Origin of the sequence: Candidatus Symbiopectobacterium sp., from assembly GCF_020054415.1 — a bacterium.
Lineage (GTDB): Bacteria > Pseudomonadota > Gammaproteobacteria > Enterobacterales > Enterobacteriaceae > Symbiopectobacterium.
In genome coordinates this window covers 1-6490 of record NZ_JAHWCO010000399.1, presented here as the reverse complement: position 1 = coordinate 6490, position 6490 = coordinate 1, and the positions used below count along the sequence as shown (strand labels likewise).

7 protein-coding genes and 1 pseudogene are annotated in these 6490 nt (G+C 48.7%); 7 read left to right on the top strand and 1 reads right to left on the bottom strand.

Features of this window, described 5'->3' with window-relative positions; all coding sequences use genetic code 11:
- The first annotated feature begins 725 nt into the window (after positions 1-725).
- Genes uvrY through pgsA form a run of 3 tightly spaced genes read left to right on the top strand, consistent with a single transcriptional unit; the run spans position 726 to position 3842 of the window.
- On the top strand, positions 726-1382 hold the full coding sequence (gene uvrY / locus QZ506_RS11795) for a UvrY/SirA/GacA family response regulator transcription factor (protein WP_291971267.1): 657 nt from the start codon (positions 726-728) through the stop codon (positions 1380-1382).
- Between the two features lie 24 nt (positions 1383-1406).
- Positions 1407-3239, top strand: a complete 1833-nt coding sequence (gene uvrC / locus QZ506_RS11790) for an excinuclease ABC subunit UvrC (RefSeq protein WP_291971265.1) — start codon at positions 1407-1409, stop codon at positions 3237-3239.
- Between the two features lie 54 nt (positions 3240-3293).
- On the top strand, positions 3294-3842 hold the full coding sequence (pgsA, locus tag QZ506_RS11785) for a CDP-diacylglycerol--glycerol-3-phosphate 3-phosphatidyltransferase (protein ID WP_291971263.1): 549 nt from the start codon (positions 3294-3296) through the stop codon (positions 3840-3842).
- A 142-nt stretch (positions 3843-3984) separates the two neighbouring features.
- Here the strand turns inward: pgsA and QZ506_RS11780 are convergent.
- Positions 3985-4252: pseudogene (locus QZ506_RS11780) on the bottom strand (IS1 family transposase).
- Here QZ506_RS11780 and QZ506_RS11775 point away from each other — a divergent pair.
- From QZ506_RS11775 to minE, 4 genes are all read left to right on the top strand, one after another.
- On the top strand, positions 4220-4351 hold the full coding sequence (locus QZ506_RS11775) for a hypothetical protein (RefSeq protein WP_291971261.1): 132 nt from the start codon (positions 4220-4222) through the stop codon (positions 4349-4351). The pseudogene QZ506_RS11780 and the gene QZ506_RS11775 overlap by 33 nt on opposite strands.
- A gap of 150 nt (positions 4352-4501) precedes the next feature.
- Positions 4502-5188 (top strand): septum site-determining protein MinC, encoded by a 687-nt coding sequence (gene minC, locus QZ506_RS11770; protein ID WP_291971259.1) that lies wholly within the window; start codon positions 4502-4504, stop codon positions 5186-5188.
- A 22-nt stretch (positions 5189-5210) separates the two neighbouring features.
- Positions 5211-6023, top strand: coding sequence for a septum site-determining protein MinD (gene minD, locus QZ506_RS11765; protein WP_291971257.1), 813 nt, complete (start codon positions 5211-5213; stop codon positions 6021-6023).
- Positions 6024-6026: 3 nt separating this feature from the next.
- Positions 6027-6296, top strand: a complete 270-nt coding sequence (gene minE, locus QZ506_RS11760; protein ID WP_222160745.1) for a cell division topological specificity factor MinE — start codon at positions 6027-6029, stop codon at positions 6294-6296.
- The last annotated feature ends 194 nt before the right edge of the window (positions 6297-6490 follow it).

Below are 6490 nucleotides of genomic sequence, written 5' to 3'. Positions count from 1 at the left end.
CATGCCAGTTTTGGTTGAAAATGCTTGTCATCTCAGGTGTACACTTTTCTCATGAGGCCTAACTGCATGATTTTACGTTGCGAGGATCCGTCGTTTCACTGGGCTGCCAGCATAAAATCTATTTATTCAACAAAGCCCATGGTAACATCAAATTTATGTGGCATGGCTGTGACTGATGTGTATCATGACGTTTTAGGTATTTTGTTGGGCTTTGTTGAATAATAGGTAATCATGCTGTTTTTCCATGCCAGTTTTGGTTGAAAATGCTTGCCATCTAAGGTGTACACTTTTCTCATGATGCCTAACTGCATTATTTTACGTTGCGAGGATCCGTCGTTTCGCTGGGCTGCCAGCATAAAATCTATTTATTCAACAAAGCCATTTTGTTGCTCTGATTCAGCGACACTGCGTTATTGTTGCTATATACGTCGATATACTCGTCATACTTCACGTTGCACGCGCGGTCGCTACGTTTGTTGCTTCCAATCACTGAATTTAGAAAGTGTCAGGATTAATGAACTTTGTTTCTGACGTTCACCTTTCGGCCAAGTGCAGAGGTGCTCGAATGTGTAACAAACTTTTTTCTCGTTTGTTGCTGCACTGCAGCGTGAATTATTTAGCATGTAAGTGTGAAATGTCGCTGTTTTATAATTTTCTCAAAAAATTTTCGCTTCCATCTTCGGTTGCGTGGTGTTCAGCGTTACACCCTTTTCGGAGAATAATTTTTGATTAGAGTTTTTCTTGTAGATGACCATGAACTGGTGCGAACAGGGATAAGGCACATTCTCGACGACACCAAAGGGTTAAAGGTGGTTGGCGAGGCGCACTGTGGTGAAGATGCGGTTAAGTGGTGCCGTCAGCATCCCGTTGATGTCGTCTTGATGGACATGAACATGCCTGGGATCGGCGGGCTGGAAGCCACGCGCAAGATAGCGCGTTTTGCGCCTGCAATTAAAATTATCATGCTAACCATTTACACCGAGAATCCATTACCTGCTAAAGTCATGCAAGCTGGCGCTGCGGGTTACCTCAGCAAGGGAGCAGCGCCGCAGGAAGTAATTTGTGCCATTCGAGCGGTGCATGCGGGCAGTCGTTACATTGCTTCTGATATTGCACAACGTATGGCATTGAGTCAATTGGCTCCGCACACCGAAACCCCGCTTGCGTGTTTGTCTGAACGTGAATTACAAATTATGATGATGATCACTCAGGGGCAAAAGGTCACAGAAATTTCCGAACGGTTAAACCTGAGTCCGAAAACAGTAAACAGTTACCGTTACCGCATGTTTAGCAAACTGAATGTGAGTGGTGATGTTGAGTTGACACATTTGGCTATCCGCCACGGATTGTTTAACGCGGAGCCGTCCACGAGCAGTGAATAACAGGCAGTGAGCGAAGGTTAAGCAGTGAGTGAACATTTCGATTCCCCCGCGTTTTTAAAAACTGTCACCAGCCAGCCTGGTGTATACCGTATGTACGATGAGAGCAACACGGTCATCTATGTCGGGAAAGCAAAAGATCTAAAAAAGCGCCTCGCAAGCTATTTTCGCAGCAACGTTGCCAGCCGTAAGACGGAAGCGCTGGTGAAGGCTATTCATCAGATTGATGTCACCATCACCCATACAGAAACCGAAGCGCTGCTGCTTGAACACAACTACATCAAGCTCTATCAGCCGCGCTATAACGTATTGCTGCGTGATGATAAATCGTATCCTATGATCTTTCTCAGTGGCGATACTCACCCGCGATTAGCCGTCCATCGCGGTGCCAAGCACGCCAAAGGGGAATATTTTGGCCCCTTTCCAAACGGCAATGCTGTGCGTGAAACGCTGGTATTGCTGCAAAAGCTTTTTCCTATTCGCCAGTGCGAAAACAGTGTGTATCGAAATCGCTCGCGGCCATGTCTTCAGTATCAGATTGGGCGCTGCCTTGGCCCCTGTGTCGCGGGGTTGGTCAGTGAAGAAGGCTACCGTCAGCAGGTAGAATATGTGCGGCTTTTTCTTTCAGGCAAAGATCAGCAGGTGCTCGATCAACTGGTCGCGCGTATGGAAGCGGCCAGCCGTCAGTTGGATTTCGAAGAAGCGGCACGTATACGCGATCAGATTCAGGCGGTGCGCCGCGTCACCGAAAAACAATTTGTTTCGGGTGATGGCGAAGATCTGGACGTGATTGGCGTTTCCTTCGATGCCGGTATGGCCTGCGTGCATGTGCTCTTTATTCGTCTAGGCAAAGTGCTGGGGAGCCGCAGCTATTTCCCCAAAGTACCGGCCGGAACCGAGCTGGCGGAAGTGGTACAGACGTTTGTCGGACAGTTCTATCTGCAAGGCAGTTTGTCGCGCACGCTGCCGAGCGAAATATTGTTGGATTTTGCGTTGCCAGAGAAAGAGGTATTGGCTGAATCACTGTCTGAGGTCGCGGGGCGACGTATTCATATCCAAACCAAACCACGCGGCGATCGTGCCCGTTATTTGAAACTGGCGCGCACCAATGCCGCTACGGCATTAGTAACCAAGCTTTCGCAGCAATCCACTATCCACCAGCGTTTAAAGGCGTTGGCTGAGGTGCTTCATCTAGAAAACATCGCGCGTATGGAGTGTTTTGATATCAGCCATACCATGGGGGAGCAGACAGTGGCGTCCTGCGTGGTGTTTGATGCCAATGGGCCGCTGCGTTCGGAGTATCGTCGTTACAACATCAGTGGCATCACGTCAGGGGATGACTACGCGGCCATGAACCAGGTTCTGAAACGTCGCTATGGTAAAGCCTTGGAAGAAAGCAAAATTCCTGACGTGATTGTTATTGATGGCGGAAAGGGCCAATTGGGGCAGGCGCTCGCGGTGTTCGATGAACTGGAAGTGCCGTGGGATAAACGCAAACCGCTGCTGCTCGGCGTCGCCAAGGGGACAGAGCGCAAGGCGGGGTTAGAAACGCTGTTTTTCGAAGCGACAGGGGAAGGGATCGCCTTACCGGCGGATTCGCCAGCGCTGCACGTTATTCAGCATATTCGCGATGATTCACACGACCACGCTATCGCCGGGCACCGAAAGAAGCGGGCAAAAGTAAAAAACACCAGTTCGCTGGAACTGATTGAAGGGGTTGGGCCAAAACGTCGGCAAATGTTGCTGAAATACTTGGGGGGAATGCAGCCACTGTTAAATGCCAGCATTGATGATATTGCGAATGTGCCAGGAATTTCGCATGCATTGGCAGAAAAAATCTTTCATGCATTGAAACACTAGGGACAATGTAGCAACATATCCAACAACCGATACCAGCCAAAGTAGCCAATCCATATGCAATTGAACATACCAACATTGCTAACTCTGTTTCGCGTTGTCCTTATTCCATTCTTTGTGCTGGCATTTTATCTCCCTTTTAATTGGGCACCTCTGCTGTGCGCCTTTATTTTTGTGGTCGCGGCGGTTACCGACTGGTTTGATGGTTTTCTGGCGCGCCGTTTGAAGCAAACCACGCGCTTTGGTGCCTTTCTCGATCCGGTGGCTGACAAGGTGATGGTTGCGGTAGCATTAGTACTGGTGGCAGAGCATTACCATGCGTGGTGGATAACTTTGCCAGCCGCCACGATGATTGCGCGCGAAATCATTATTTCCGCTCTGCGCGAATGGATGGCTGAGATTGGCAAACGCAGTCACGTTGCGGTGTCTTGGGTCGGAAAGGTGAAAACAACGGCGCAAATGCTGGCGCTAGTTGGTCTACTCTGGCGCCCTGAGCGTATGGTCGAAGGCGCGGGCATTATCGCGCTCTACATTGCCGCCGTGTTAACTTTTTGGTCCATGTTCCAGTATTTGAGTGCCGCGTGGCGCGATTTGCTGGATTTCTGACCTCTACGTCGTAAAAAACAGCAATTGATGAGCGGTAAGGGATAATTTTATTGACTGGTCAGAGTGGGTCAGTAAAATGCTCGCCATGGACAGGTTGGTGACCAACGCTGACCGTTCGTGTATTCAATGAGTTGATGTAGCATCAAACGTAGTACTCGCGTTCGATGTAAGTACCGATGATCCTATCGTGTCTTTCGGATGATTTTGAATATCCGGGCGTCTTGCGATTGAGCCGTTGCAATCGGTTACGCTGTGTCAGATGTGTACGCTCAATACGCTGTGTATACAGCTTGCTAACAATGTGTTTTACTTTTGGAAGTTCGTCGTTGTAAGCACTGTAGCCATCCGTGTTTGCATGACTGACGACGGTAACGCTGATGGCCACTTTTGCCATAACCGTGTTTTTTCACAGGCTATGTCTGTTCACAAAACGGGCATCTTACATCAACTTTAGCCACTGTATTCCACATCCAAAACCGGACATTTCACACTGCAATCAACATATTTAATACACGACCCAAAACATTTTTTTACTCGATTAGATGGGAATGTCATCTTGCCTGTATATAATTGTGACTATAACATGCTTACAGCACTCTGGAATATCATGTTGCCATGCAAATCTAGGGATTTAACAGGCTGAAACTGAGTCAGGATAGATGTCACAAACGCCAATTGAGTTAAAAGGCAGCAATTTTACCTTATCGGTTGTTCATTTGTATGAGTCGCAACCTGAGGTAATTATTAAAGCATTACAGGAAAAGATTGAGCAGGCTCCAGCATTTTTAAAAAATGCGCCTGTGGTTATTAATGTTGCCGCCCTGACGGACGAAATAGACTGGTTATCTATCCAGCACGCTATTATTTCTACGGGGTTACACGTGGTGGGCGTGAGCGGTTGTAGGGACGAGGTACTTACAAAAGCCATTATCAAAGCGGGATTGCCGCTGTTAAATGAAGGTAAGTCGCCGCGTCGGGCACCTGAGCCTATTCCCGTTGCACCAGCAATAGCCAAAACCAAAGTGATTACTACGCCGGTTCGTTCTGGCCAACAGATTTATTCCAGAGAGGGCGACTTAATTGTACTGAGCAGCGTCAGCGCCGGTGCAGAGGTGATCGCCGATGGCAATATACATATTTACGGCATGATGCGGGGACGAGCGCTGGCGGGCGTCTCGGGTGATGTGCAGAGCCAAATTTTCTGTACGCATCTTGCAGCCGAACTGGTATCCATCGCCGGGCGCTACTGGCTCAGCGACAAGATCCCAGCGGCCCATTTCGGGAAGGCCGTGCGTCTGAAGCTCGACCAACTCGCAAACGATTTAACCATACAACCTCTAGACTAAGCCCTTTAACAAGGAACTATTTATGGCACGCATTATTGTTGTTACATCGGGTAAAGGGGGCGTTGGCAAGACTACTTCAAGCGCGGCCATTGCTACCGGTTTAGCCCAGAAAGGTAAAAAGACGGTTGTTATCGACTTCGATATTGGTCTGCGTAACCTCGATCTCATCATGGGATGCGAGCGCCGCGTAGTCTACGATTTCGTCAATGTGATTCAAGGTGATGCCACGCTGAATCAGGCATTAATCAAAGACAAGCACACGGAAAATCTCTATATTCTGCCCGCGTCACAAACCCGTGACAAAGATGCACTAACCCGCGAAGGCGTAGAAAAAGTGTTGGATACGCTGGCAGAAATGAGGTTTGATTTTATCATCTGTGACTCTCCTGCTGGGATTGAAACGGGTGCATTGATGGCGCTCTATTTTGCCGACGAAGCCATTATTACCACCAACCCGGAAGTGTCATCGGTGCGCGACTCTGACCGCATTCTCGGCATCCTGGCCTCCAAATCACGCCGTGCTGAACGCGGTCAGGATGCGATTAAAGAGCATCTGCTGCTCACCCGTTACAATCCAGGCCGCGTTAGCCGCGGTGATATGTTAAGCATGGAAGATGTACTGGAGATCCTTCGTATTTCGCTGGTTGGCGTTATTCCCGAAGATCAGTCCGTACTGCGTGCATCAAACCAGGGGGAAACGGTGATCCTTGATATCGCTTCCGACGCAGGCAAAGCCTACGCTGACACCGTCGATCGCTTGCTGGGTGAAGATCGTCCCTACCGTTTCATTGAGGAAGAGAAAAAGAGTTTTCTTAAACGCCTTTTTGGGGGATAAATTATGGCCTTACTCGACTTCTTTCTGTCCCGCAAAAAAAACACCGCGAATATTGCCAAGGAGCGGCTGCAAATTATCGTTGCGGAACGCCGCCGTGGCGACAGTGAGCCACATTATTTGCCACAGTTAAAGCGGGATATTTTAGCGGTGATCTGTAAATACGTACAGATCGACCCGGAAATGGTGACGGTTCAGTTGGAGCAAAAAGGGGATGATATCTCCGTGCTTGAACTTAACGTCACCCTGCCAGAACCGGAAGAACCCGCTAAATGAGTCCAAGGAATTAAATAACCCCCGCACCATGTGGGGGGTTATTGTGCTATTACCTGTACTAGCTCAGACCTGATCTGACAGTTACCGATTATTTATACAGGTGTTTGTCAGATTACATCTGGTTCAGATTCTTTTCTGCCCAGATCCGTTTTCCATCGAGTAAAGTGGCCATCGGCGTACGCCCACAGCACATT

Coding starts and splice junctions, on each gene's coding strand:
- minC (WP_291971259.1), top strand. CDS start 4,502: ATGTCACAAACGCCAATTGAGTTAAAAGGCAGCAATTTTACCTTATCG.
- minE (WP_222160745.1), top strand. CDS start 6,027: ATGGCCTTACTCGACTTCTTTCTGTCCCGCAAAAAAAACACCGCGAAT.
- minD (WP_291971257.1), top strand. CDS start 5,211: ATGGCACGCATTATTGTTGTTACATCGGGTAAAGGGGGCGTTGGCAAG.
- QZ506_RS11775 (WP_291971261.1), top strand. CDS start 4,220: ATGGCCACTTTTGCCATAACCGTGTTTTTTCACAGGCTATGTCTGTTC.
- pgsA (WP_291971263.1), top strand. CDS start 3,294: ATGCAATTGAACATACCAACATTGCTAACTCTGTTTCGCGTTGTCCTT.